Source organism: Streptomyces sp. TRM68367 (assembly GCF_014495685.1).
Lineage (GTDB): Bacteria > Actinomycetota > Actinomycetes > Streptomycetales > Streptomycetaceae > Streptomyces.
In genome coordinates this window covers 29,943-55,749 of the sequence record NZ_JACTVI010000054.1, presented here as the reverse complement: position 1 = coordinate 55,749, position 25,807 = coordinate 29,943, and the positions used below count along the sequence as shown (strand labels likewise).

Genomic DNA, 25,807 nt, shown 5'->3' with positions numbered 1-25,807 from the left:
AACGGACACTTCCTTTGTACTCACCGCCAGAGACTATCTCGCGGCTTTCCTCCGGGCGCTTCCCTTCGGTGTTTCCGACTCTATCAGACCTTTTCCCGATCCGATTTCCTCGATGCTTTCCAGGTTCCCGCTTCCGCGTTTCCCTTTCCGGCGATCCGACTTTATCAGAAGTTCCGGGCCGGACTGACCGGCCATCCGTTTCCGAAACCGTCGGAGGGGGGCTTCTTTGAAATCAACGTTTCAAGAAGCTGACAGACATTCACTGTCACCTTCGTGGGCTGAGCCCACCTCCAGGCAACTGTTCAAATCTACCTCCCCGCGCCTCCCGTGTCAACGGCTCTTGCGGGGCGAAGAGGAGACTAGCAGTCCGAGGCGCGCGTCCGCACATCAGGCCGCCGTGGGGGCGGCGGCGCTGCGCTCGGCCGGCTCGACGTCGCCGGTCTCTCCGGTGCGGGCAGCACGACCGCCCAGGACGTAGACGTACGCGAGGAACGCCACCTCGGCGGCGACTCCGATGGCTATGCGGGCCCAGGTGGGCAGGCCGGACGGGGTGACGAAGCCTTCGATCGCGCCGGAGACGAAGAGGACCAGGGCCAGACCGATCGCCATGCCGATGGCGGCTCGCCCCTCCTCGGCGAGGGCCGAGCGTCGGGTGCGTGGGCCCGGGTCGATGAGGGTCCAGCCGAGGCGTAGACCGGTGCCCGCGGCCACGAAGACCGCGGTCAGTTCGAGGAGACCGTGCGGGAGGACGAGGCCCAGGAAGGTGTCGAGGCGGCCGGCCGAGGACATCAGGCCGATGCCGACGCCGAGGTTGAGCATGTTCTGGAAGAGGATCCAGAGGACGGGCAGGCCCAGGAAGACCCCCAGGATCAGGCACAGTGCGGCGGCCCAGGCGTTGTTCGTCCAGACCTGGGCGGCGAAGGACGCCGCGGGGTGGCTGGAATAGTAGGTCTCGTACTGGCCGCCGGGGCGGGTGAGCTCACGCAGTTCGCCGGGGGCAGCGATGGTGGCCTGTACTTCGGGGTGGGTGCCTATCCACCAGCCGAGCAGGGCGGCTACGGCGGTGGACAGGAGGGCGGTGGGTACCCACCAGTGGCGTGACCGGTAGACCGCTGCGGGGAAGCCGTGGGCCAGGAAGCGTGTGACGTCGCGCCAGGAGGCGCGTCGAGTGCCAGTGACGGCACTACGCGCGCGTGCGACGAGCTGGCTGAGCCGGCCCGTCAGCTGCGGGTCGGGGGCGCTGGACTGGATCAGGGAGAGATGGGTGGCGGTCCGTTGGTAGAGACCTACGAGTTCGTCGGTTTCGGCGCCCGTGAGGCGGCGCTGGCGGCGGAGCAGGGCGTCCAGGCGATCCCACTCGGCTCGGTGGGCGGAGACGAAGACGTCGAGGTCCATCTGTGTGCCTGCTCCTGGGCTGTTCGTCGGCGGCTCGTCGCGGATCAGCTTGTCGTACTGCGACGCGATGCGCCCTCAGCTTGGCAGACTGGCCGTGTTCGAGGCAGGTCAGGGGAAGGACGGCGGCGTGAGTGATCTCGTGACGGGCGAGGCGGTGGCGCTGGAGCTGCGCCCCGCGAAGTTGCCCAGCAGGGCGCTGGCCGTGCTGCTCGATCTGGCAGCGGCCGTGGCCGTCTACGTGGTGGTGACCATCGTGCTGGTGGCCTCGACGGCTTCCCTGGACGAGGCGGCGCAGACTGCGCTGTCGATCGCGACGTTCGTACTCCTGCTGGTAGGCGGGCCGATCGCGGTCGAGACGCTCAGCCACGGCCGGTCGCTGGGGAAGGTGGCGTGCGGGCTGCGGGTGGTGCGGGACGACGGTGGGCCGATCCGGTTCCGGCATGCGCTGGTGCGAGGACTGATCGGGGTGATCGAGATCCTGATGACCTTCGGAGTCGTCGCCTGTATCGCCTCGCTCGTGTCGGCACGCGGCCGGCGGCTCGGGGATGTGTTCGCGGGGACGCTCGTCGTGCGTGAGCGGGTGCCTGTCGCGCCGGCCGGCTTTGTGCCGCCGCCTCCGCCATGGCTGGCCGGGCGGTTCTCGGAGCTGGATCTGTCGGCCGTGCCCGATGGGCTGTGGCTGGCCATTCGGCAGTACCTGACGCGGATGCGGCAGCTGGATCCGCAGGTCGGCTGGTCGATGGCGGAGCGGCTGGCGGCCGAGCTCGCGGCCCGTACGGGGGCTCCGGCACCGGAGGGTGTGCCGCCGGCGGCGTATCTGGCGGCGGTGGTGCAGGAGCGGCAGGCCCGGGAGGCTCGGCGGGCCTTCGGGAGCGGCGCGGCGGCGCGTGCGGAGCAGCAGTCCGACGGAGGGGCTGTGCCCGGTGAGCTGGGTGCGTACGGGTTCCCGGCGGCACAGTCGCCGACGGCGGCCGGATACGGGGCCGGGTCCGCCTGGACCGAACGGCAGGGGGATGTTCCGTCGGCGGAGGGTCCCCGGAGCGATGTTCCGCAAGCCGGAGTTCCGCGGACTGATCCTCCGCGAGCCGACGTTCCACGGACCGACGCTCCGCAGGCCCACGTTCCAGCGGATGAGCGGCAGGCCGCCGCATCACCGGACGCGCAGGCGGACGAGCGGCCTGCCACCAGGTTCGTCCCGCCTGCTTGAGTGCGCGTTCGTACGGGAGACGCTCCGCCGGCACGGCGGACTCCGGCGAACGCCGGTCAAGGGAACACGGACGGCGGTGACTCCAGGTCCTCCAGCTCGATGCCGGGTGCTGCGAGGACCACGTCGCCGGCGATGTGCACGGTGTGCTGCTCGCCCGTGTCCAGGGCTGTGACCTGGTATTCGTCCACGATCAGAGGGGCGTTGTCAGTGGCGTGTGCTTCTCTTTTCAGCAAGGCCCAGGACTGGTCCACGGTGCGCGGGGCGAGGACCGGGTCCGTGAAGGCCACGAGGCGTACGCGGGTAGCTGTGGAGGAAGGGGTGAGGCGCAGGAGACGGGTGGTGGCGATGAGGAACGCGGGGGATGTGCCGGTGAAGGCATGGGCGCGCACGCTGCCTTCCGTGGCATGAGTCCCCGTGGGGTCGGTGCGGACCCAGGTGACGCCGTCGAGGGCGGCGCCCCGCACCTGCCAGCTCGTGGCGTGGAGTTCGAGGCGGATAGGGCGGCCGAGTTCGTCGAGGGTGAGGTCGACGGAGCCGCTGTGCTCGCCCGCGGGGCTGGTCAGCTGGGAGACGTAGCGCCAGCCGGAGGGTCCGACGGCGCAGTGGAAGTGTTCGTCTGCGAGGGAGGTGTGATCGTGCGGATCGTGGAGCGAATAACGGCCGCGGGGCATGGAGGTCCTGGGTCTTGACGGGCTGGGCCGGCCGCCGGTCCGCCAACGGGGCAGGCCCCCGGCACGGGGGTGCGGGGGCCTGCCTCGGAGGACCTGCTGCTGAGGGGCGCGTCAGTGCACGGACGCGCTCACCACGAGCCTCGGGGTGATCTCAGTAGCGGTAGTGGTCCGGCTTGTACGGGCCCTCCACCGGCACACCGATGTACTCGGCCTGATCCGGGCGCAGCGTGGTCAGCTTCACGCCGAGGGCGTCGAGGTGGAGACGGGCGACCTTCTCGTCGAGGTGCTTGGGCAGCACGTAGACGCCGATCGGGTACGCGTCGGTCTTCGTGAACAGCTCGATCTGCGCGATCGTCTGGTTCGCGAAGGAGTTGGACATCACGAACGACGGGTGACCGGTGGCGTTGCCCAGGTTCAGCAGACGGCCCTCCGACAGAACGATGATCTTCTTGCCGTCGGGGAAGGCCCAGGTGTGGACCTGCGGCTTGACCTCGTCCTTGACGATGCCCGGGATCTTCGCCAGGCCGGCCATGTCGATCTCGTTGTCGAAGTGGCCGATGTTCCCCACGATCGCCTGGTGCTTCATCCTGGCCATGTCGCCGGCCATGATGATGTCCTTGTTGCCGGTCGTGGTGATGAAGATGTCAGCCGTCTCGACGACCTCGTCCAGCGTCGTGACCTGGTAACCGTCCATCGCCGCCTGCAGCGCGCAGATCGGGTCGACCTCAGTGATGATCACCCGGGCGCCCTGGGCACGCAGCGACTCCGCGCAGCCCTTGCCCACATCGCCGTAACCGCACACCACCGCGGTCTTGCCGCCGATCAGCACGTCCGTGGCCCGGTTGATGCCGTCGACCAGCGAGTGGCGGCAGCCGTACTTGTTGTCGAACTTCGACTTGGTGACCGCGTCGTTGACGTTGATCGCCGGGAACAGGAGGACGCCGTCGCGCTGCATCTCGTACAGGCGGTGAACGCCGGTCGTGGTCTCCTCGGTGACGCCGCGGATCTCGGACGCCAGCTGGGTCCACTTCTGGGGCGTCTCGGCCACCGTGCGGGTCAGCAGTTCGAGGATGACTCGGTGCTCGTCGGACTCGGCGGTGTCGGGCGAGGGGACCTTGCCGTCCTTCTCGTACTCGACGCCCTTGTGGACGAGGAGGGTGGCGTCGCCGCCGTCGTCCAGGATCATGTTCGGGCCGCCGGTGGAGCTGTCCGGCCAGGTCAGCGCCTGCTCGGTGCACCACCAGTACTCCTCCAGGGTCTCGCCCTTCCACGCGAAGACCGGAATGCCCTGGGGGTTGTCGGGGGTGCCGTTCGGACCGACGGCGATGGCGGCCGCGGCGTGGTCCTGGGTGGAGAAGATGTTGCAGGAGGCCCAGCGGACCTGCGCGCCCAGGGCCGCGAGGGTCTCGATGAGGACGGCGGTCTGCACGGTCATGTGCAGGGAGCCGGTGATGCGGGCCCCGGCGAGGGGCTGGGCCTCGGCGTACTCCTTGCGGATCGCCATCAGGCCCGGCATCTCGTGCTCGGCGAGGCTGATCTCCTTGCGGCCGAACTCGGCCAGGGAGAGGTCGGCGACCTTGAAGTCCTGTCGGTTGTCGACAGTCGTCATTACGGGCTGCTCCTCGGGTTGGGTCGAGGTGGGTACGGCTGATCTGCGCGGCGGCGGGCACAGGAATGCCCGAAGAGGACACTGGCATGCCCGCGTACGCGCAGCGCAGTCCGTCGGAGGCCCTCTCTCCCTCGGCCGGTCCGTCACGGGACCGCCCGACCGCCATCAGCAGCGACGTCTGGCTCCGTCCCAAGCTACACCGGTCGGCCCGGCCGACCCCAGCCCACCCGCGAACAGTTCACGCCGACCACGAACGGTAATCGGGCCGCCGGCCGGGACCCCAGGTCGAGCGGACGTGCTCAGGCGGCCGCTACTCTCTGCGGCCGCGGAGGTTCCGTGGGAGAGGGAGGGGCGATGGGCACGGTGCGAAGACTCGCGGTCGCGGCGTGGGTGCTGGGGCTGTCGGGGCTGGCGTTGGCGGCCGCGTGCGTGGTCGGTGTGCGGGCGGGCTACCAGGCGAACACGGTGGCGAGCGACAGCATGGCGCCGACGTACGCCGCCGGGGACCGGGTCGTCTTCGAGCGGATCGGCGGGGAGGAGGTCCGGCGGGGTGATGTGGTGGTGTACGCGGCGCCGGAGCGGTACGGCTTCGACGCCGGTGTCATGGGCCGGGTCGTCGCGGTGGGCGGCGACCATGTCGTGTGCTGTACGGGCCAGGGGGCGAAGGAGCGGATCACCGTCAATGGCAGGCCGCTGGACGAGCCGTATGTGAAGGACGGTGTGGTGGACGGGCTGCACCGGCCGTACGACGTGCACGTGCCCGAGGGGCGGATGTTCGTCCTCGGCGACCACCGGGTGAACTCGCGCGACTCCCGGTTCTTCGCGGGCGACCACGGCGGGACGGTGCCCGTGGAGGCGGTGCGGGGCCGGGCGACGGACAACTGGACGGTGCCGGTGCTGCTGGGTGTGGCGGCGCTGCTCGGGCTGGTCGCCGCGCTGGCCGGGCTGGGCTTGGCGATCGCCGCCGTGGCCGTACGGCGGCGGAGGGCTGCGTCGGCGCCGCCGTGGCCGGTGCGGGCCTAGAACGGCCGCGCCTGCTCGTGCCCCGGGGCGCGGCCGGGGTGCGGCAGCGTCTGCCGTCGTCGGTCGGACCGGCCCCGGGCACGCGCGGACCGACGCCGGTGAGGGTCTGGAGACGGCCTGCGGGGCCCGCCGAACGGCTCGGCGGGCCCCGTGACGCATGGGTGAGGTCAGTGGTCGGAGCCGTGCGAGGCCGGGCCGCCGGGGGCTGCCTCGCGGTCGGGGCCCTTGGCGGCCTCGGACTTGCTGTAGATGTCGGGCTCCAGGTAGATCACCCGGGCGATCGGGACGGCCTCGCGGATGCGGGCCTCGGCGGCGTTGATCGCGGAGGCGATCTCGGTGGCCGAGTCGTCGTGCTGGACGGCGATCTTGGCGGCGACCAGCAGTTCCTCGGGGCCGAGGTGGAGCGTGCGCATGTGGATGAGGCCGGTGACTGTGTCGCCGTCGACGATCGCGGCGTCGATCTTCTGGACCTCCTCGACGCCCGCGGCCTCGCCGAGCAGCAGGGACTTGGTCTCCACGGCGAGGACGAGCGCGATCAGGATGAGCAGGACACCGATGCAGATGGTGCCGATGCCGTCCCAGACGGCGTCGCCGGTCATCAGGGCGAGGCCGACACCGCCGAGAGCGAGGATCAGGCCGACGAGCGCGCCGAGGTCCTCCAGGAGGACGACCGGCAGCTCGGGAGCCTTGGCGTGGCGGACGAACTCCTTCCAGGAGTGCTTGCCGCGCAGGACGTTGGACTCCTTGATGGCCATTCGGAAGGAGAAGGTCTCGGCGATGATCGCGAAGACGAGGACGCCGACCGGCCAGTACCAGTGCTCCAGTTCGTGCGGGTGCTTGATCTTCTCGTAGCCCTCGTAGAGGGCGAACATGCCGCCGACCGAGAAGAGCACGATCGAGACGAGGAAGGCGTAGATGTAGCGCTCGCGGCCGTAGCCGAAGGGGTGCTGCGGGGTGGCCGCGCGCTGCGCCCGCTTGCCGCCGACCAGCAGCAGGGCCTGGTTGCCGGAGTCGGCGAGCGAGTGCACGCCCTCGGCGAGCATCGACGACGAGCCGCTGAACGCGAACGCCACGAACTTCGCTGCAGCGATCGCGAGGTTGGCGGCGAGTGCCGCCACGATCGCCTTGGTACCGCCTGACGCGCTCATGTGTTCGCGTTGTCCCTTCGTACGCCGTTCCCGGGTCGCGCCGCACGCGCGCGTACGGCGTCCCGGACTTTGCCCTTGCTTGACGGTGGGCCATTGTTGCAGCCCGGTCCGACAGCGGGTTGCCGGACCGCCAGGTGGTTGCCGTCAGGCGGCGACAGTGGCTCTGAACAGGGTGCCGGTGCCGGACACTTCGGCCCTTTCGCCCGCCGGTACGAAGACGGACCGGCCGGGGGCCAGCTCGTGCTCCCCGGCGCGTACGTTGCCCGCCGTGCAGAGCAGGATCTGCGGGGTCGCGCGCGTGAGGTCGTGGGCGGCGCCGCCCTCCGGGAGGACGTACCGGGACAGCCGGAACTCGTCGATGGGGGTCTCGTAGACCTCCTCGCCGTCGGGGGGCGCCTCGGGGCGCAGTACGCCGGGGTCGCCGGCCTCGAAGCGGACGATGCGCAGGAGTTCGGGCACGTCGACGTGCTTGGGCGTCAGGCCGCAGCGCAGGACGTTGTCGGAGTTGGCCATGATCTCGACGCCGAGGCCGCTGAGGTAGGCGTGCGGGATACCGGCGCCGAGGAAGAGGGCCTCGCCGGGCTGGAGCCGGACGTGGTTGAGGAGCATCGCGGCGATGACGCCGGGGTCGCCCGGGTAGTGCTGGGCGATGTCGGCGTAGGGGGCGTGGGCGCCGCGGAGGCGGGCGCAGGAGCCCGCGGCCTCCGTGACCGTGCGGGACATCTCCTCGGGGTCGGCGGTGAGGATCGCGGTCAGGACCTCGCGCAGGGCGGCGTCCTCGGGGCGGGCGTGCAGCAGGTCGACGTACGGCTTGAGGGAGTCGACGCCGAGGGCGTCGAGCAGGCCGGCGGCCTCGTTCGGGTCGCGGAAGCCGCACAGGCCGTCGAACTCGGTGAGGGCGCAGATCAGTTCGGGCTTGTGGTTGGCGTCCTTGTAGTTGCGGTGCGGGGCGTCGACCGGGATGCCGCGGCGCTCCTCGTCCTCGTAGCCCTGTTTTGCCTGCTCCAGGTCGGGGTGCACCTGGAGAGAGAGGGGGGCGCCGGCGGCGAGGATCTTGAGGAGGAAGGGCAGGCGGGGGCCGAACTTGGCGACCGACGCCGGTCCGAGTTCCTTCTCCGGGTCGGCGTCGACGACCTCGACGAGCGTGCCGCGCTCGGTGCGCGAGGGGGCGCCCGGGTGGGCGCCCATCCACATCTCCGCCTGCGGCTCGCCGGTCGGCTCGACGCCGAGCAGCCGCGGGATGGCAGTGGTGGAACCCCAGGCGTAGGGGCGGATGGTGTTGTCGAGGCGGTCCATGGGGTTCTCTCTGCCGGTTCTCGGTACGTTACGACGTTTCAGTGCGCTGCGGCTTCGCCGTCGATACGACGCGGCCGGTCTTCGCGTACGCCGGTCAGGGCGTCCTGGGCAAGGTCAGGCGCCCGAGGCGAGCGCGAGGTAAACGGCGGCGAAATCCGTGATGGCGATCAGTTCCGCGAGGGTCTCCAGGTCGCCGCCCGGTTCCGGCTCCAGTTCGCTGATCGGCGTGTCGTGGCTCAGGGCCAGGTCACGGGCGGCCGGAGCGGCGGTGAGGCCGCCGATCGGGCGGTCCCGCAGCAGCACCACGCGCGCGTGCAGGGCGGGCGGCTCCTCGACGCGGTCCCGGAAGAAGTCGTCCGGGTCGGCACTCGCGGCGAGCGGGCCGGCGAGCAGGGCGCTGTGCGCGGCGAGTGCCTCGGGCAGTTCGGCGACGACGGCGGGGTGGCCGGACAGTTCGGCGAGGGCGGCCGCGAACCGGCGGCCCGCCGCGCCGGCCGAGATGCCCTCCGTCCAGACCACCGGGAGCGCGTCGGCGAGTTCGGCGGCCAAGGTCTTGGCGGGGTTGCTGTACGTCGCGATCGCGGGCCCGCAGCGCTCGGCGATGGTGTCGAGGCGGTCGGCGACCTTTCCGAGGGCGTCGGGCGGGGCGGCGAGCAGGCCGATGCGGTCGAGGAGCACGAGGAGGGGCGTGAGCAGGGCCCACAGGACGCCGGGGGCGGAGGCGGCGAGTGGTTCGTCCTGGTCGTACGGGGCGGTCGCCATCGGGATGAACATGCCGTGGGAGCCCTGCACCACCTCGTTCAGCGGGGAGCCGGCGGGGGTGACGGCGACGACGCTGCAGCCGCGGCGGTAGGCCTGCTCGGCGAGCAGGGACAGGCCCGGCTCGCTGCCGTCCGGGGTGGCGATCAGCAGCAGGTCAACGGAGCCGACCCAGCCGGGCAGTTCCCAGCGCAGGGCGCCGGCTGCGGGGGCGACGCCGGTGGGGGCCAGACGGGTGACGGGGCTGCCGGCGCCGGCGAGCGCGCCCAGGAGGTCGGCGGCGTGGGTGGCGGCGGCGCCCGGCCCGGCGATCAGGACGGCGCGGGGGCGGCCGTCGGGCTTGAGGTCGCTGACGCCGGCCTCGGTGGAGTGCCGGGCGGAGGTGCGGACACGGGCGCCGGCCTCGGCGGCGCCGCGGAGCAGGCCGCGGTGGTCGGCCTCGGCGAGGCCCTCCGGGGTGTCGAGCAGCGATTCGTCGAGCATGAGCGGCAGTCTCCGATCGCCGGGGCGTTGGGTGCGCGGGGGCGCGTCGTCTGCGGTGCGCGGGACGCGGGTCGCCGGGTCGTCGGTTTTTCTCCGTGCGCCGGATCTCTGCTCACCGGCTGGCGGGATTTCTCTGTACGTCGGTCTGCGTCTCCGTACGTCGGTTTTTTACGCCGGGCGGCGGGCTTCGTCGACCAGGAGGACGGGGATGCCGTCGCGGACGGGGTAGGCCAGGCCGCAGTCCTGGCTGGTGCAGATCAGCTCGGTGTCCTGCTCCTTGAGGGGGGCGTGGCAGGCCGGGCAGGCGAGGATCTCCAGGAGGCCGGCTTCGAGCGGCATGGGGGCGGGTCCCTTCGGGCGGAGTGGGTACGTGCGGGTATGCGGATGTGCCTGGTCAGGGTACCGCCGGTGGGGGGTGGGGTGGCGGGGTTGGGCGGGGTCCGGTGGGTGGGCGGCGTTGCGGTTGCCGTGGCGGTGTTTCGCCCCCGCCGCCCCTACCCGTCCCGTCCTGAAGGGGCTGCGCCCCTTCGACCCCGCCCGGGGACTCCGCCCCCTGGATCCCCGCCGGGGCTCCGCCCCGGACCCCGGCCTTTGCCCACCCACCACCCGACACTGTCGGCCAAGGGGTGGGCGTGGACCGGCAGACCGCACGGTCGACCGAGAAGTGACCGTTGTCCGGCCGGTCGGACGCGGGGTGGCCATCGCCAGGTCGGCCGGACGCGAGGTGGCCATCGCCAGCCGGCCGGACTCGAGGTGGCCGTCACCCAGGCCGTGTCAGCCCCTGATGATCGACAGGGCCTCGTCCCTCACCTTGGTCATCGTCGTTTCGTCGCGGGCCTCGGCGTTCAGGCGGAGGAGAGGCTCCGTGTTGGAGGGGCGGACGTTGAACCACCAGTCGGCGGAGGAGACGGTGAGGCCGTCGAGGTCATCGACGGTGACGCCCTCGCGTCCCTCGTACGCGGCGCGGATCGCGGCGAGGCGGTCCGTCTGGTCGTCGACGGTGGAGTTGATCTCGCCGGAGCCGGCGTAGCGGTCGTACTGGGCGACCAGGGCGGAGAGCGGGCCGTCCTGGCCGCCGAGGGCGGACAGGACGTGCAGGGCGGCCAGCATGCCCGTGTCGGCGTTCCAGAAGTCGCGGAAGTAGTAGTGCGCGGAGTGCTCGCCGCCGAAGATCGCGCCGGTGCGAGCCATCTCGGCCTTGATGAAGGAGTGGCCCACGCGCGTGCGCACCGGCGTGCCGCCGTTCTCCTTCACGACCTCCGGGACCGACCAGGACGTGATCAGGTTGTGGATGACCGTGCCCTTGCCGCCGTGCTTGGCGAGCTCGCGGGAGGCGACCAGGGCGGTGATCGCCGACGGGGAGATCGGAGCGCCGTGCTCGTCGACGACGAAGCATCGGTCGGCGTCGCCGTCGAAGGCGATGCCGAGGTCGGCGCCCTCCTCGCGTACTCGCTTCTGGAGGTCCACGATGTTGGCCGGGTCGAGGGGGTTGGCCTCGTGGTTGGGGAAGGTGCCGTCCAGCTCGAAGTACATCGGGACGAGGGTGAGGGGCAGGCCGGCGAAGACAGTGGGCACCGTGTGGCCGCCCATGCCGTTGCCCGCGTCGACGACGACCTTCAGGGGGCGGATGGCGGCCAGGTCGACGAGGGAGCGCAGGTGTGCCGCGTAGTCGTTCAACGTGTCGCGCTGCGTGATCGTTCCCGCGTGGGTGGCGGGCTCTGGAGCTCCCGACTCGCTCCACTGCTCGACGAGTTCGCGGATGTCCGCGAGCCCCGTGTCCTGGCCGATCGGGGCGGCGCCCATGCGGCACATCTTGATGCCGTTGTACTGCGCCGGGTTGTGCGAGGCGGTGAACATCGCGCCCGGCAGGTTCAGCGCGCCCGAGGCGTAGTAGAGCTGGTCGGTGGAGCACAGCCCGATCTCGGTGACGTCGGCGCCCCGGGCCGCCGCCCCGTGCGCGAAGGCCCGCGCCAGGCCTGGGGACGAGGGCCGCATGTCGTGCCCGGTCACGATGGCGCTCGCGCCTGTGACCTGCACGAAGGCCGCCCCGAAGAGCTCGGCCAGCGACTCGTCCCACTGGTCGGGGACGACCCCGCGTACGTCGTACGCCTTCACGATCTGCGACAGATCAGCAGCCACGGACAACCCTCCTGAAAGTCCAATCGGTGACCCCAAACTACCCGCCCGCGCTGACAGTCCGCTGTGAACGTCGAGTGGACTTTCCGACGACACATGAGGTCAGGGCAGCATCCAGTCCAGGACCGGGGTGCTCTGCCCGACCACGATCACGCACATCACGAGCAGCGGTCCCAGGCTCCACGGCGGCACTTTGCGCAGCAAGTCACCCTCGCGGCCGCCAGTCCGACGGCCGCGCAGGCAATGGTGAGGTTCTGCGGGGAGTGCCGTGTGCGGACGGTCATCCGGTACACCCAGAGGGCGTTGACGACGATCCACAGGGTGGGGAAGAGGCCGAAGAAGGCTCCCTGAGCGGCGCTGGGGAGCGTCTGGTCCAGGGGCATGCGGTAGGCGAGCCAGGCGACGAGTACGGCGCCCAGAAGGCCGGTGAGGCCCGCCGGGTGCGCCTTCATGCGGACGCCGCCGTGCAGGACGAGGACGATCACGAGGGGCAGGGCCGCCACTGAGGCGGACAGGCCGAGCGAACCGGCGACGGTTCCAGTTCCTGGACGTACACGGGGACGCCTCCCCGGATTCCGCCATGCGAAAGCAATTTCTCGCCACCGAAGACCGGGCGGCCGGATCGCCGGCTGCCCGGGCCGTCAGTTGTCGGGCGACCGCAGCACCCGCAGATGCCCGCGCCGCGCGACCTCCATCGGGTCGGCGCCACGCCCACCGCCGCCCGCCCCCGCGGCCCGTTCCTGAGGACGGGCCGCCTCGCGTACGGCGTTGGCAAGCGCTTCCAGGTCGTCGCCGCTTGGACGGGCCGGGGCCGAGCCGTCGAGGAGCCGGACGACCTCCCAGCCGCGCGGGGCGGTGAGGCGCTCGGAGTGCTCGGCGCACAGGTCGTAGCAGTGGGGTTCGGCGTAGGTGGCGAGCGGGCCGAGGACCGCGGTCGAGTCGGCGTAGACGTACGTCAGCGTCGCGACGGCGGGTCGGCCGCAGGCGGTGCGCGAACAACGACGTACAGGGCTCACGACGTTGGACGGTACCGCACTCTTGAGCGGGCCGCGACGACTCTCCACCAGGTCACTCCACCGTGTCGTGCTGTGAAACGCCCCACACGCCCCTCCGGGCACACCTAGCTGACCTGCATGGACACCGCTTTCCGGGATCCCGAACCGGGCGGGAACCGATCACTATCCGCTACAAACCACACCAATTGCCTTGCTATCGCCAGTCTCGGAGAGATATGGAAACGAGCCCAACCTTGGCTGGAATGGTCATGTAACGACATGCCGTAACGGTCCACCAGGTGCTGTCCGGGATGCCGCGTGGGGGTCGGGCGCGCGGACCCGGCGGGGACTACCCTTCAGCAGTGATGGACAACCCCGTGACCCCCCGCGCCGCCGGCCCAGGGCCCCGCCGACGTGATCGGCACGGCCGGGGCATGCGCGGTCCGATCGCACCGCCGCAGGTACCGCTCGCCGCGAGCCGCGCAGAGGTGTTCGCGGATCTGGTGCAGGATTCCGTGGAGCGCCTGGAGCGGCGGTGGCCGCAGCTGGCCGACATCGATTTCCTGGTGCTTGAGGTGCCGCGGCTGGACGGGCCGGGGCGGGGGTGGAGCGACGAGGCGGTTCCGCTGGGCGGGACGGTGTCGGCGCGGGAGGGACGACCTGCGCGGGTCGTCGTCTATCGGCGGCCCGTGGAGATTCGCACCAAGGGGCGCGATGAGCGGGCGGCGCTGGTGCACGAGGTTGTGGTCGAGCAGGTCGCTGAGCTGCTGGGTTTGACGCCGGAGACTGTTGATCCGCGGTACGGGGAGGACTGAGCGGCGGGGTTGGTGTGCGGGGGTTCGTGGTCCGGCGTTGCTGGGTGACTGCCGTTTGGCGTGGGCCGGAGGTGGGTGCGCTCACCCGCGCCAAGGCACTGGCGGAGGCACGCATGCCCGCAGCTACGACGACGGCTGCGCGTGACTGCAGCTGCGTTGGCCGGTTTGTACGCGTACCCCACCGGCCCGCGGTCGCCGGCGGCGGGAAGGGGACGTGTCGGGGCGTGTCCGCCGCAGCGGCCGGCGTCAGCACACGACCACCCCCGTAGCCCACCACTTCGCCGGACCGAGGACGGACACCCCCCGGCACGGCCCCGACCCACAACGCGACCGCAGGCGCTACGCGCACCCCCGCCCCACCCGCGCAGGCCGCCGCAGGCAGACAACACAAACCCGCACCGACCCACTCACCGGACTACTTCTGCAGGACCGACAAGTCCTCGTCCGCCTGCGGTACCGACACCATTCCGCGGTCGTCGGGGAGGGTTTGGGTGGTGAAGGCGGGGACTCCGTTCTGGGTGGTTGTGAGGGTTCGGGAGGCGTAGACGGGCCCGCCGGAGACGGGCTCGATCGTCAGGGCGTAGGTGCCCTTCAGGGCGGACGGGACCGGGGCGGCAATGTCCTGGGTCGTGCCGGACTTGATCGTGAACGTCTTCGACGCCGGCGTACCGCCCTCGCTCCCGGCCGACGCCGTGACCTTCACCCGGGCCGTGCGGGTCGGCGCGGTCAGGGACAGCGTCGTGCCCTTGGCCCTGTTGTCCACCGCGGTCGCGCGCGTGCCGACAGGACGCGTGGCCGGGATGAACGCCGTCTCCTGTTTGCCGCCCTTGCCCCGCACGACCCGCAATGCCGCGACGACCGGCACCGACTGGTCCGTCGGCGTCAGCACCAATGACCCCGGCTCGCCGCGCGTGACGTCGGCGAGGTCGACGGCGGTCGTCATACCTGCCTTGACGTGCACAGTCTCATGCCCGGCCGGCGTGATCAGCCCCGAGGGAGACGCCAGCCGCACCTTAAGATCCGCGTCGGCGTCACCCGGCGTGAACGCGATCAGACGTACGTCCGTCGCGTCCTTCGGGATGCCCGGCAGCACGAGGCTGCCCGACGGATCCGTGGACGCCGCCAGCCAGTCACCCCCGGCCTTGTCGTCCAGGGCCTGCACCGCGGCACCCACCCGCCCGCTGCGCACACTCACATGCACGGTCAGGTTCGTCTGCTGCTCATCGGTGAGCGTGGACAGCAGGATTGGCTCGCTGGCATGCGGCTGGACCGTGAGGCCCTCCCCCGCCGTGGACTCCAGCGCCCCGTCCTTGCCGTACAGCTCGATGTCGACGACGGCGGCCGAGTCGTCGGGATTGGTCAGGTGCACATAGTCCGTGCGGTCGGCCGCTGTACTGGCGCCGGGGAACCAGAACTCCGTGTCCGGCGCGGAACAATTGACCCCTTGCAGCCCACGGCCCGTGCCCGCGGCGACCTCCGTGGTCTCCTGCACGGTCCAGCCGGGCGCGAACCTCCCCCCGGCGGTCCCCACGAGCGCCGGCGCGTCGGCACCGGTACTGTCCCCGGTGACCGGCGTGCCGGGCTCCTTGGGTTCGAGGACGGGCTTGTCGGCCTTCTTCCCCTTCCCCGCGTTGCCGGCCTTCTTCCCGTCGCCCGACTGCTGCGCCGCGGCCCGGAGTTCGGCATTGCCGCCGCTGCCCGTGCCCTTCGTGACCGGCGTGAAGGACGTGTACGACGTCTCGGCGAGGTCGGAGTCGCTGGGCGCCGGGCACAGCAGGCTCGTGCGCTCCACGGGGAGTTGGGCGGCGGCCTTGGCACCCGCACCGGCGGCGTCCGGCGAGGACAGCGCGGCGAATCCGGTGACGGCGGCGAGCGCGGTCACACCGGCGATCAGGGACATGGTGGTGCGGTTCACTGCTGGCTCCCGTCGGGACGCTCACTGCCCGTGCCGTGGGGGTCGTGCGGTTGCGCCGGTTCGTGCGGTTGCGCCGGGTCGTACGGCGTTTCGTAGCCCTGGCCGTACGCCTGGTTGTACGTCTGGTCGTACATCTGGTCGTACGTCGACGGGTCGTAGCCGTTGTCGTACGACACCTGGTGGGACTGTGCGCCGTACGCGTACGGGTCGTACTGGCCGCCCTGGTAGGGATCCGCCTGGTACGGCTGGCCGTACCCGCCACCCGCGTACTGCTGCTGGCCGCCCTGGTACTGCTCGCCGCCGTACTCCCCGTACCCGGCGCCCTCGTAGCCGCCCCACTCGCCGTAGACCTGCTGCGCAGCCGCCGCCGGTGTCTCGGGCGGGCCGGCCGCGGGAGCGGGCGGGGCCGGGAACTCGCCCGCCTGGCCGGCCCCTTCGGCCTCGGCCTGGGCGCGCAGGCGGCGCGCGCGGCGGCCCTCGCCGGCGACGGCCTGGGCGGGGATCACCGGCTCCTCGGGCATGTCGTCGTCGATGTCGCGGCGCCGGCCGGGCAGGGCGAGCACGACGAGGACGACGGCGAACAGACCCTGCGCCCACAGCCAGGCGGTGTGGGTGACGGGGTCGTCGTAGGTGACGTCCAGTTTTCCGCCGGAGGCGGGGAGCTCGAAGCCCTGCGCCCAGCCGTCGACCGTGGTGCGGGTCAGCGGCTTGCCGTCCAGGGTGGCGGTCCAGCCGTCGGCGGCGGAGTCGGCGAGGCGCAGGATGCGCCCCTCGGCACCGGACGGGATCGTGGTGTGGATCTCCACGGGCCCGGCGGCGACCGGCCGAGGCGCAGCAGAACCGGCACCGGCACCGGCCCCCGGCACGATCGTCGCCCGAGCCACCTCGTGGTCGACCCGCCACAGCGCCCCGCCGGCCTGCTGGCTGAGCCGCTCCATCCCGGGCGTGGCGTCCAGGACGCGGGTGACCTCACGTGGCGCGCCCTTGTGGACGAGGACATAGCGCACGGCGAAGCCACCGAGCTGGTCGGCCTGGTCGGCGCCGGAACCGGCGACAAGGTTGGCGACGACCTTGTCGAGCCTGCTGTTCTCGCCGTCGCCGACGGCGATCTCGGCGTCGCCGAGGCGGGCACCGGAACCTCGGACCAGCATGTAGCCGACGTGAGCGGCGGAGTCGCTGTTGAGAACGAGGGTGCGTGCCTGGTCGCTGGTGCCGCTCTCCTCGGCGACGAACGCGGGCACCTGCGTCGGATCGCGCCGCTCCAGCGGCCCGTCGGCGCCGCGGACCATCCAGCCGACGGCGATGAACAGCGGGCCTGCGGCGGAGGCGAAGGCGATGAACACGGCGACCGGCTGGCGCCAGCCGAAGCTCTGCTCGGCCACACGCGCGCGTGCCCCGTCCGCGCCGAGCACGGCGGCGGCCAGCAGGGCGATGCCGTACACGAGGGTCGCGGGCCCGGCCCAGGCGGAGTCGTTGGACAGGACCGCGAAGACGAGTCCGGTCAGGGCGACCGCCCAGGCCGTCCGGATGCCCAGCTGGCGCTCGGAGCGCAGCAGGGCGGCGAGCGCGGCCAGCACGATGCCGATGAGCATCAGCCCGTCGACCGTGCCCGGGCCACCGGGGCTGGCGCCGAGCAGGTCGAGGGCAGAGGCGGCCGAGGGGCCGTAGTCCAGGCCGGCTTCCGCGAAGAAGCCGAACGGGAACAGCGACAGCGACCAGGGCGCGAGGACCAGCAGGGGCGTGCCGAGCTGGGCCAGCAGCCGCAGCCCGGACGCCGTGAGGTCGGCGCGCCGCAGCGCCAGGACGGCCAGGCCGAGCAGCAGCGCGATCGGCCACACGATCGGTGTGAACGCGGTGGTGATGGTCAGCAGCAGCGCGTACGCCCAGGTGGCGCGCCAACTGCCGCGCGCGCCCGAGGCGCTTGCCAGGCCGCTGGCGGCGAGACCCGCGCGCGCGATGAGCGGCAGCAGTACGGCCAGCACGGCGGTGCCGATACGGCCGCCGGCGAGCGCGCCGGTGGCGGCGGGCAGGAAGGCGTAGACGACGGCCGCCCACGCGCGCAGCAGCCGCGACTCGACCAGCGGGCGGGAGGCGAAGTAGGCGGTGACGCCGGCCAGCGCCACCGAGCAGACGAGCAGGAGCGTGACCGCGAGTCCCGTCGAGCCGAGCAGCACCGAGGCCAGCAGCGCGACGAGTGCGACGTACGGCGGTGCGGAGGCGGTGCCGCCGGCGCCCACCGGATGCCAGGCGTCCGCGTAGCGCGACCACAGCTCGCCGGCGTCGGCCGGGGCGGGCAGCAGGGCTCCGCCCGCGAGCGCGCCGCCGCCGAGGAGTTCACGGCAGGCGAGCAGGGAGACGAACAGCAGCACCAGGAAGAGCACCGGTCCGGGCTTGCGGGCGATGCGCTTGAGGCGGGCGAACTGCTCGATCTCCAGGAAGTCCGCGTCGTCCCCGCCGGGCCCGGACTCGACGGCCCCGCCGTGCCGTCCCGCGCCGACGGCGACCTCGGGGTCGGAGCGGCCGACGAGGTTGCTCGCGACCTGTTCGACGGTGGCGCGGACGGTCGCCCCGGGCGGCGGGAACAGCGGTCGCAGCTCGCCCTTGTCGACCTGCGGGCGGCCTCTGCTGCGCCGCCCGGCGATGATCCGCTCGGGCCGCAGCAACGTGCCCATGAGACCGCGGATCTCGTCGAGGGCCTGTCCGGGAACCTTGCCGACGAGATAGGCGAGGGTGCGCAGGAGCGTGCCGAGGACCACGCGCAGCAGCACCCAGGGCAGCACGGCCGTACGCGTGTTGACGAGCAGGGTGTAGACGGCGCCGGCCTTGTCGACCTTGTGCGGGGAGGCGGTGGTGCGGCCCGCGCAGTCGACGGTGCGGCGCTCGCGGGAGGCGGCCTCGGCGTGTCGTACGACGGCCTCGGGGGCGACGAGGACGCGGTGACCGGCGGCCTGCGCGCGCCAGCACAGGTCGACGTCGTCGCGCATGAGGGGCAGGCGGCGGTCGAAGCCGCCTAGCTGGTCGAAGACGTCGCGGCGGATCAGCATGCCGGCGGTGGACACGGACAGCACGGGCCGGACGTGGTCGTGCTGGCCCTGGTCCTGTTCGCGGCGGTCCAGGCCGGTCCAACGGCGGCCGGAGTGGGCGATGCTGACGCCGACTTCGAGGAGCTGCCGGCGGTCGTACCAGCCGCGGAGCTTGGGGCCCACGACGGCCACGTCCTCGCGGCCGAGCTCGTACTCGTTTTCCACGACCCGCAGCAGCTGGGCCAGGGCGTCGGGTTCGGGGGCGCAGTCGTCGTGCAGCAGCCACAGCCACTGCACCGGCTCCCCGTGCGGGAGCTCGGGCATGTCGTACGCGTCGTCGCGCCAGGTGCGCGTGACCGGGTCCCAACCGCTGGGCCGCTTCAGGTAGGGCAGGTCGTCCGGGGTGAGGACGGGGGCGGTGCGGCTGCACTCCTCGACGGCCTGGCCGAAGCCGGTGCGCCGGGCGAGGTGCAGCACGCGGTCGTCGCGGAGGGCCTCGCTGACCAGCCGGGCGGAGTCGTCCGCACTGCCGGTGTCGGCGGCCATGGCGAACTGCGCCGGGCGCTCCTGGCCGAGCAGTCCGGCTAGCGCGTCGGGCAGCCAGCGGGCGCCGTCGTGGGAGACGAGGACCGCGGTCACCACATGACGCGGGAACTCAGGTGTGGCAGCGGTGTCGTGATGCGCTGCCGTGTGGCTGTGCACGGACATCGAGGTACGGGCCCCGGTTCGGTGGACTGCGGTGGACGCCTGTGCTCCGCGGGAGCAGCGGGGCGTCTCGGACGAGCGACCACACTATCGGCTGGGCAACACGGCGGCCCGCCGCCTGTGGACAGCCCACCGGCGACGGGCCGCAAGAGACATATGTGCGCGGAGATCGAGACGCATGGACGCAGGATCCGTACCACCTCTTGCGACTGCTCAGACTGCGGCCTTCTTCAGCCGGCGGCGCTCCCGTTCGGACAGACCGCCCCAGATGCCGAAGCGCTCGTCGTTGGCGAGGGCGTATTCGAGGCACTCGGAGCGGACCTCGCACGCGAGGCAGACCTTCTTGGCCTCGCGGGTGGAGCCGCCCTTCTCGGGGAAGAAGGACTCGGGGTCGGTCTGGGCGCACAGCGCGCGCTCCTGCCAGCCGAGTTCCTCGTCCGCGTCGTCGACCAGCAGTTGCTGCACCAGCTCGGTCATGCTGCGCCCCTCGTCTGTCTTTCACGTCCCCGTGATGTTGCCGTTACCGATTCCGGCTGAACGACACGAGTGAAATTACAAGTGTGCTGCTCCGGGCGAGTCAAGCCGAGATCTGCTATTGAGCCCCTTATTCACTCTGCGGAACCAAGGCGATGCGAAAAGTGTTCAAATCGCCATAAACCCTGACACGCAGACGAGACCCGAAGGGCATCCGACCCCGCCCAGAGTCTGCACGGAGAAGGACGCCCGGGAGTTCGATCTCGTTGCGACCCGCATGCCGAAGCGGTCCTGATCACATTCGGATCACGGGTTCGCAACGGGGCTTGTGCGCCCGGTTGTGCGCCATGTGTCCCGGCCGACAGGTGAACAAACCTTTCATCGGAGAGATGAACCGGATGAGGTGAACCATGTCCCACATACCGGGCGGCGAGTTGACAGCGGAGGTGTGAACCGCTGTCCTTGTGGGCATGCTCGCGAACTTGGCACTGACCTCGACCCGCACTGCCGGGTCCCACGGTGCTGCCCGCGCTCGCTGTAGCTGTCGCTGTTCCAGCTGTTGAGCCCATCCCGCTCCAGCTGCTCCTGAGTCGAATCCACTCGACCTCGACTCGGCGTGCTGTTCCCTCCCCCCTTGTTACGTCTTCGCTTCTTCCGATCTTCATTCCGAGGAACCACCGCACTCATGAACAGCGACAGCGACCTCCAGATCGCCGGCGACATCCTCGAAGTCCCGCACCTGCTCCAGCCCCCGCGCGAGCACCCGGCCACGGTGGCCGAGTTCGCCGGCCTCGCCCGCGCCATCGCCGCCGACCGCGCACAGTGGGAGCACCTCGTCCGGTACGACGCGACGACACGCTGGTACCACCGGCTGCGCACCGGCCCCGGCTACGAGGGGTGGCTGCTGTCCTGGGTGCCCGGGCAGCGCAGCGGGCCGCACGACCACGGCCGGTCCTCCGGCGTTCTGACCGTCCTGGACGGCACGCTGACCGAGCGCACGGAGCGGGGCACGCGCGCGTTGGGGGCGGGCACGCAGCGGGTGTTCGCGCCGGGGTACGTCCACGAGGTCGCCAACGACGCGCTGGAGCCGGCGGTCAGCCTGCACGTCTACTACCCGGGCCTGACCGAGATGCCGATGCTCCCCCAGTCTCAACTTCGTTCGACCGGGGGGACCCCCATCGCGCCGCACTGCGAGAGCCGTACCGCACCGCGCACCGTGACTGCCTGACGCGTTGTCGTACCCGCCTGCAAGACTTGGCCCATGCGCATTGTGGTTCTGGCAGGCGGCATCGGTGGTGCCCGGTTCCTGCGCGGTCTGAAGCAGGCCGTGCCGGCGGCGGACGTCACGGTCATCGGCAACACCGGCGACGACATCCACCTCTTCGGGCTGAAGGTCTGCCCGGACCTCGACACGGTGATGTACACACTCGGCGGCGGCATCAACGAGGAGCAGGGCTGGGGGCGGGCCGACGAGACCTTCCACCTCAAGGAGGAGCTCGCGGCGTACGGCGTGGGGCCGGAGTGGTTCGGGCTCGGCGACCGGGACTTCGCCACGCACATCGTGCGGACGCAGATGCTCGGCGCCGGGTATCCGCTGAGCGCGGTGACGGAGGCGCTGTGCGACCGCTGGAAGCCGGGCGTACGGCTGATCCCGATGACCGACGACCGCGTCGAGACCCACGTCGCGGTCACTCTGCCCGACAGCGGCTCCGCCGCGGGCTCCGGCGAACGCAAGGCGATCCACTTCCAGGAGTACTGGGTGCGGCTGCGGGCCTCCGTCCCGGCCGAGGCGATCGTGCCGGTCGGCGCGGACCAGGCCAAGCCCGCGCCGGGTGTCCTGGAGGCCATCGCCGAGGCGGACGTGATCCTCTTCCCGCCGTCCAACCCGGTCGTCTCGGTCGGCGCGATCCTCGCCGTGCCCGGCATCCGCGAGGCGATCGCCGACGCCGGGGTGCCCGTCGTCGGCCTCTCCCCCATCGTCGGTGACGCGCCGGTGCGGGGCATGGCCGACAAGGTGCTCGCTGCGGTCGGCGTGGAGTCCACGGCGGCGGCGGTGGCCGAGCACTACGGCTCGGGGCTGCTGGACGGCTGGCTGGTCGACACCGTGGACGCGGGCGCGGTCGGGCGGGTCGAGGGGGCCGGCATCCGCTGCCGGGCCGTACCGCTGATGATGACGGACCTCGACGCGGCCGCGCAGATGGCCCGGGAGGCGCTGACGCTGGCGGAGGAGGTGCGGGGGGTTTGAGCGGCGAGAACGACAAGGGGGCGCAGGGCGGCGGGCAGCCGAAGAGCACTGGCACAGCAGTGGACAGAGGTCTACCGAACGGCGGCAGCGCAGCTCAGCAGTGCCCGGCGGCAGCCGCGGCCCCCGGTTACCGGGTCTGGGCGGTGGGCGGGATTCCCGAGGTGGTGGCCGGGGACGAGCTGGCGAAGGTGATCGCGGCCGCCGAGCCCGGGCTGGCCGACGGGGACGTGGTGCTGGTCACCTCGAAGATCGTGTCCAAGGCGGAGGGGCGGCTGGTCCGGGCGGCCGACCGGGAGGCCGCGATCGACGCCGAGACGATACGGGTCGTGGCCCGGCGCGGCGCGCTGCGCATCGTGGAGAACCGGCAGGGGCTGGTCATGGCCGCCGCCGGGGTGGACGCGTCGAACACGGCGCCCGGGACGGTGCTGCTGCTCCCCGAGGACCCGGACGCGTCCGCGCGTGCGATCCGGGACGGGCTGCGGGAGGCCCTTGGCGTCACCGTCGGGGTCGTGGTCACCGACACGTTCGGGCGGCCGTGGCGCTCGGGGCTCACGGATGTCGCGATCGGCGCCGCCGGGGTGCGCGTGCTGGACGATCTGCGCGGGGGAACGGACACGTACGGCAACGCACTCGACGCGACCGTCGTCGCCACGGCCGACGAACTCGCCGCCGCGGGCGACCTGGTCAAGGGCAAGGCCGCCGGGCTGCCCGTCGCCGTGCTGCGCGGGCTGGCGCACGTGGTGGCGGACGGCGACGGGGAGGGGGCGCGGGCCATGGTGCGCGGTGCGCGTGACGACATGTTCCGGCTGGGCACGTCCGAGGCGGTACGGCAGGCGGTGAGCCAGCGGCGTACGGTGCGGGCGTTCACGGACGAGCCGGTCGACGCCGGGGCGGTGCGCCGGGCGGTGGCCGCGGCGGTGACGGCGCCGGCGCCGCACCACACGACGCCGTGGCGCTTCGTCCTGCTGGAGTCGCCGGAGTCACGCGCGCGTCTGCTGGACGCGATGCGGGACGCGTGGATCGCGGACCTGCGGCGGGACGGCAAGACGGAGGAGTCCATCGCCAAGCGCGTGCGGCGCGGGGACGTGCTGCGCAACGCCCCCTACCTCGTGGTGCCCTGCCTGGTCATGGACGGCTCGCACACCTACGGGGACGCGCGGCGGGACGGGGCCGAGCGGGAGATGTTCGTGGTCGCGGCGGGGGCAGGCGTACAGAACTTCCTGGTCGCGCTGGCCGGGGAGCGGCTGGGTTCGGCGTGGGTGTCGTCGACGATGTTCTGCCGGGACGTGGTGCGCGAGGTGCTGGGGCTGGCGGCGGAGTGGGACCCGATGGGCGCGGTGGCGATCGGACATGCGGCGGAGGAACCGAGACCGCGTCCGGACCGGGATGCGGGGGCGTTCATAGAGGTGCGGTGACCGTGCCGCACAAGGGTCTACCCTCATAGAGTTCGCAAACCCCTCCCCTTCTCTCCTGGACATCATTCGTGGCCGGACGTTTCGCTCCCCGGCCCACGCTCCCGCACAGCCTTGAGGGCGTGGGAGGGACCCCCATGACGGTGCCCGCCGGGGTGCCGCGGCAGGCGGCGCGGGCGCCGGCGCGGGTGCGTACGTGGGTGCCGGAGGGGCCGCTCGATCTGGGGCTGGTACTGGGGCCGCTGCGGCGTGGGCCGGGGGATCCGACGTTCCGGGCGATGCCGGACGGGTCCGTGTGGCGGGCCAGCCGGACACCGGCCGGGCCGGGGACGCTGCGGGTGGTGTCGTACGGCGATGGGGTGCGGGGTGAGGCGTGGGGGCCGGGGGCCGAGTGGCTGCTGGAGCAGTTGCCGGAGCTGTTGGGTGCCGCCGATGATCCGTCGGCGTTCGCGCCGCGGCACAAGGTGGTGGCGTTCACGCGGCACCGGCGGCCCGGGCTACGGCTGACGCGTACCGGGCTGGTGCTGGAGTCTTTGATCCCGTCGATTCTGGAGCAGAAGGTCACGACGGGTGAGGCGTACCGGGCGTGGCGGTTGCTGGTACGGAAGTACGGCGAGCCGGCGCCGGGGCCCGCGCCCGGGCGGATGTGTGTGATGCCGGACGCGCGGACCTGGGCGCTCATCCCTTCCTGGGAGTGGCACCGGGCCGGGGTGGACAACAAGCGGGCGTCGACGATTCTGCGGGCCGTCCGGGTTGCTGCGCGGCTGGAGGAGGCGGTTCGGATGCCGGCTGCGGTGGCTCAGGCTCGGTTGGAGGTGGTGCCCGGGGTGGGGCCGTGGACGTCGGCGGAGACTGTGCAGCGCAGTCATGGGGCGCCGGATGCGGTGACGGTCGGGGACCTGCATCTGCCGGGGATCGTGGGGTGGGCGCTGGCTGGGGATCGGCATGCGGACGACTCCGTGATGCTGTCGCTGCTGGAGCCGTATGCGGGGCAGCGGCATCGGGCGGCTCGGTTGATTCTGCTGAGCGGGCGCGTGCCGCCGCGGAGGGCGCCGCGGATGTCTCGGGGGGATATCGGGCGGTTGTGAGGCGGGTTTGACTGCGTCAGCTGCACCACGTTTGCCAGGCGCCCGGAGTTGCCGCCGGCCGGGGATGGGTCGTGCAGCCCGTCGGTGGGGACGGCCGTGTGTCGGGGCGTGTCCGCCCGCAGCGGCCGGCGTCAACACACGACCACCCTCGTAGCCGACCACATCGCCGGACCGAGGACGGACCCCCCGGCGCGGCCCCGACCCACAACCCCACCGCAGGCGCTACGCGCACCCCCCGCCCCACCCACGCAGGCCGCCGCAGGCATACAACACAAACCCGCACCCGACCCACCCACCGGCCTACTCGTCGGACGAGAAGCGCACCGCTCCCGGTGGGATCTGGGCGTCGCACCAGATTCGGGCGCCGTTTCGTAGCTCGTTGTCGGGGCCGATGGTCGCGCCGTCGCCGATGACCGTGCCGGTGATGATGGTGCGTTCGCCGATGCGGGCGCGGGTGCCTATGAGGGAGTCGGTGATGACGGCGCCCGGTTCGATGACGGCGCCGGGGAGGATCGTGCTGCCGAAGACTCGGGCGCCCTCCGCCACAAGCGCGCCCTCGCCCACCACCGTGCCGCCCGCCAGCTTGGCGTCGGGGGCGACCCTCGCCGTCGGCAGGATCAGACGGTCGCCGCACCGGCCGGGGACGGCAGGGGACGGGGCCCGGCCCAGGACCAGGTCCGCCGAGCCGCGGACGAAGGCGGCCGGCGTGCCCAGGTCCAGCCAGTACGTGGAGTCGACCATGCCCTGGAGGTGGACCCCGGCGGAGAGGAGGCCGGGGAAGGTTTCGCGTTCGACCGAGACCGGGCGGCCCGTGGGGATCGTGTCGATGAGCGAGCGGCGGAAGACGTATGCGCCTGCGTTGATCTGGTCGGTGACTATCTCATCGGAGGTTTGGGGCTTTTCGAGGAATGCCAGGACGCGGCCCGTGTCGTCGGTGGGGACCAGGCCGTACGCCCGAGGGTCCGTCACCTTCGTCAGGTGGAGCGAGACGTCCGCGCCCGTCGTCTCGTGCGTGCGGATCAGCGCCCGGATGTCCAGGCCCGTCAGGATGTCGCCGTTGAAGATCAGCACCGGGTCGTCGGGGCCGGAGTGGAGACGGGAGGCCACGTTGCGGATCGCGCCGCCCGTGCCGAGGGGCTCCTCCTCCGTGACGTACTCCAGGTGGAGCCCCAGCGCCGACCCGTCGCCGAAGTACGGCTCGAAGACCTCGGCCAGATAGGACGTCGCCAGGACGATGTGCTCGACGCCCGCGGCTCTCGCTCTCGCCAGCTGGTGCGTGAGAAAGGGCACCCCGGCCGCCCGCACCATCGGCTTCGGCGTGTGCACGGTGAGCGGCCGCAGCCGGGTTCCCTTACCGCCGACCAGGAGGATCGCTTCTGTCACCTGTCGTCTCTGCTTCCTGCCGGGA

21 protein-coding genes and 1 pseudogene are annotated in these 25,807 nt (G+C 71.9%); 8 read left to right on the top strand and 14 right to left on the bottom strand.

Annotation, left to right across the window (positions count from 1 at the left end; all coding sequences use genetic code 11):
* Window positions 1-252: hypothetical protein (locus tag H8R17_RS45850; protein ID WP_223125567.1), on the top strand; the 252-nt coding region annotated here is incomplete at its 5' end.
* 135 nt (window positions 253-387) lie between these two features.
* Here H8R17_RS45850 and H8R17_RS28595 read toward each other — a convergent pair.
* Complete coding sequence (locus tag H8R17_RS28595) at window positions 388-1,395, bottom strand: stage II sporulation protein M (RefSeq protein ID WP_187826107.1); 1,008 nt, start codon at window positions 1,393-1,395, stop codon at window positions 388-390.
* 127 nt (window positions 1,396-1,522) lie between these two features.
* On the opposite strand from H8R17_RS28595, the gene H8R17_RS28590 reads away from it, so the two are divergent.
* On the top strand, window positions 1,523-2,602 hold the full coding sequence (locus tag H8R17_RS28590; RefSeq protein ID WP_187826106.1) for an RDD family protein: 1,080 nt from the start codon (window positions 1,523-1,525) through the stop codon (window positions 2,600-2,602).
* A gap of 56 nt (window positions 2,603-2,658) precedes the next feature.
* Here the strand turns inward: H8R17_RS28590 and H8R17_RS28585 are convergent, their stop codons facing one another.
* Both H8R17_RS28585 and ahcY read right to left on the bottom strand, forming a co-directional pair.
* Entirely contained in the window at window positions 2,659-3,273 is a 615-nt protein-coding gene (locus H8R17_RS28585; RefSeq protein WP_187826105.1) for a hypothetical protein, read from the bottom strand.
* A 151-nt stretch (window positions 3,274-3,424) separates the two neighbouring features.
* The gene (gene ahcY / locus H8R17_RS28580; protein ID WP_187826104.1) at window positions 3,425-4,882 is read right to left on the bottom strand and encodes an adenosylhomocysteinase; all 1,458 of its coding nucleotides are present in this window, start codon (window positions 4,880-4,882) and stop codon (window positions 3,425-3,427) included.
* 354 nt (window positions 4,883-5,236) lie between these two features.
* On the opposite strand from ahcY, the gene lepB reads away from it, so the two are divergent.
* Window positions 5,237-5,905, top strand: coding sequence for a signal peptidase I (lepB, locus tag H8R17_RS28575; protein WP_187826103.1), 669 nt, complete (start codon window positions 5,237-5,239; stop codon window positions 5,903-5,905).
* A gap of 167 nt (window positions 5,906-6,072) precedes the next feature.
* On the opposite strand, the gene H8R17_RS28570 is transcribed toward lepB, so the two are convergent.
* The 7 genes and pseudogenes from H8R17_RS28570 to H8R17_RS28540 all read right to left on the bottom strand — a co-directional run bounded on the left by H8R17_RS28570 (window position 6,073) and on the right by H8R17_RS28540 (window position 12,791).
* Window positions 6,073-7,053, bottom strand: a complete 981-nt coding sequence (locus H8R17_RS28570) for a cation diffusion facilitator family transporter (protein WP_187826102.1) — start codon at window positions 7,051-7,053, stop codon at window positions 6,073-6,075.
* Between the two features lie 144 nt (window positions 7,054-7,197).
* Window positions 7,198-8,349 (bottom strand): mannose-6-phosphate isomerase, class I, encoded by a 1,152-nt coding sequence (gene manA, locus H8R17_RS28565; RefSeq protein WP_187826101.1) that lies wholly within the window; start codon window positions 8,347-8,349, stop codon window positions 7,198-7,200.
* Window positions 8,350-8,463: 114 nt separating this feature from the next.
* Window positions 8,464-9,591: an SIS domain-containing protein gene (locus H8R17_RS28560; protein ID WP_187826100.1), complete on the bottom strand. Its 1,128-nt coding sequence runs from the start codon at window positions 9,589-9,591 to the stop codon at window positions 8,464-8,466.
* 168 nt (window positions 9,592-9,759) lie between these two features.
* A complete protein-coding gene (locus H8R17_RS28555) occupies window positions 9,760-9,930 on the bottom strand; it encodes a Trm112 family protein (RefSeq protein ID WP_079060162.1) in 171 nt (56 codons plus the stop codon).
* A gap of 435 nt (window positions 9,931-10,365) precedes the next feature.
* Complete coding sequence (locus H8R17_RS28550; RefSeq protein ID WP_187826099.1) at window positions 10,366-11,730, bottom strand: phosphomannomutase/phosphoglucomutase; 1,365 nt, start codon at window positions 11,728-11,730, stop codon at window positions 10,366-10,368.
* Between the two features lie 260 nt (window positions 11,731-11,990).
* Window positions 11,991-12,283: pseudogene (locus H8R17_RS28545) on the bottom strand (L-lactate permease); the annotation flags it as partial.
* Between the two features lie 85 nt (window positions 12,284-12,368).
* Window positions 12,369-12,791 (bottom strand): DUF3499 domain-containing protein, encoded by a 423-nt coding sequence (locus H8R17_RS28540; protein ID WP_187826098.1) that lies wholly within the window; start codon window positions 12,789-12,791, stop codon window positions 12,369-12,371.
* 296 nt (window positions 12,792-13,087) lie between these two features.
* Between H8R17_RS28540 and H8R17_RS28535 the strand changes: the two genes are divergently transcribed.
* Complete coding sequence (locus H8R17_RS28535; RefSeq protein WP_187826111.1) at window positions 13,088-13,537, top strand: metallopeptidase family protein; 450 nt, start codon at window positions 13,088-13,090, stop codon at window positions 13,535-13,537.
* Between the two features lie 415 nt (window positions 13,538-13,952).
* On the opposite strand, the gene H8R17_RS28530 is transcribed toward H8R17_RS28535, so the two are convergent.
* From H8R17_RS28530 to H8R17_RS28520, 3 genes are all read right to left on the bottom strand, one after another.
* Window positions 13,953-15,452 carry a DUF5719 family protein gene (locus tag H8R17_RS28530; protein ID WP_187826097.1) on the bottom strand — a complete coding sequence of 500 codons (1,500 nt, stop codon included), beginning with the start codon at window positions 15,450-15,452 and terminating at the stop codon, window positions 13,953-13,955.
* Window positions 15,449-19,183, bottom strand: coding sequence for a glycosyltransferase family 2 protein (locus tag H8R17_RS28525; RefSeq protein ID WP_187826096.1), 3,735 nt, complete (start codon window positions 19,181-19,183; stop codon window positions 15,449-15,451). Before H8R17_RS28525 ends, H8R17_RS28530 begins: the two co-directional genes overlap by 4 nt.
* A gap of 210 nt (window positions 19,184-19,393) precedes the next feature.
* A complete protein-coding gene (locus H8R17_RS28520) occupies window positions 19,394-19,657 on the bottom strand; it encodes a WhiB family transcriptional regulator (protein WP_003975777.1) in 264 nt (87 codons plus the stop codon).
* Window positions 19,658-20,339: 682 nt separating this feature from the next.
* Here H8R17_RS28520 and H8R17_RS28515 point away from each other — a divergent pair.
* The 4 genes from H8R17_RS28515 to H8R17_RS28500 all read left to right on the top strand — a co-directional run bounded on the left by H8R17_RS28515 (window position 20,340) and on the right by H8R17_RS28500 (window position 24,399).
* Window positions 20,340-20,882 carry a cysteine dioxygenase family protein gene (locus H8R17_RS28515; RefSeq protein WP_187826095.1) on the top strand — a complete coding sequence of 181 codons (543 nt, stop codon included), beginning with the start codon at window positions 20,340-20,342 and terminating at the stop codon, window positions 20,880-20,882.
* Between the two features lie 33 nt (window positions 20,883-20,915).
* A complete protein-coding gene (gene cofD / locus H8R17_RS28510; RefSeq protein WP_187826094.1) occupies window positions 20,916-21,899 on the top strand; it encodes a 2-phospho-L-lactate transferase in 984 nt (327 codons plus the stop codon).
* Between the two features lie 59 nt (window positions 21,900-21,958).
* A complete protein-coding gene (locus H8R17_RS28505; protein WP_187826110.1) occupies window positions 21,959-23,314 on the top strand; it encodes a coenzyme F420-0:L-glutamate ligase in 1,356 nt (451 codons plus the stop codon).
* A 68-nt stretch (window positions 23,315-23,382) separates the two neighbouring features.
* Window positions 23,383-24,399, top strand: coding sequence for a DNA-3-methyladenine glycosylase (locus tag H8R17_RS28500; protein WP_187826093.1), 1,017 nt, complete (start codon window positions 23,383-23,385; stop codon window positions 24,397-24,399).
* A 300-nt stretch (window positions 24,400-24,699) separates the two neighbouring features.
* On the opposite strand, the gene H8R17_RS28495 is transcribed toward H8R17_RS28500, so the two are convergent.
* Entirely contained in the window at window positions 24,700-25,782 is a 1,083-nt protein-coding gene (locus H8R17_RS28495) for a sugar phosphate nucleotidyltransferase (protein ID WP_187826092.1), read from the bottom strand.
* Window positions 25,783-25,807 lie beyond the last annotated feature (25 nt).